Annotated in this window: 1 protein-coding gene; it reads left to right on the forward strand. The window is 63.4% G+C overall.

Translation table 11 applies throughout. The features are described from left to right. Nucleotides 1-201 (forward strand): hypothetical protein (locus BN358_RS27595; protein ID WP_040582652.1); only part of this gene is annotated, 201 nt, incomplete at its 5' end. Between the last annotated feature and the right edge of the window lie 56 nt (nt 202-257).

Here is a 257-nt window from a genome sequence, read left to right on the forward strand (position 1 = left end):
TTCTGGGACGGTCGCTACGACGACGCCGCCCGAGCGGCGTACCCACTCATCGAGGCTGGTGCCAGAGGGCTCCTCTTGGCACTCGGCGAGCCGATCTTCAGGATCGAGACTGGCAACTCCGAGGGGCGGTTCCCGCTTTGGAGACGTATGCTGCTCGCCTGGAGACACTGGGGTTCGACATCGACTGGTTGCGCACGTTGAGGAACCCCGTCTCCACCATGAGGAATTCCATCGCGCACGGTCATAACTTGCGCCCG

Source organism: Sedimentibacter sp. B4, from assembly GCF_000309315.1.
Taxonomy (GTDB): domain Bacteria; phylum Bacillota; class Clostridia; order Tissierellales; family Sedimentibacteraceae; genus Sedimentibacter; species Sedimentibacter saalensis.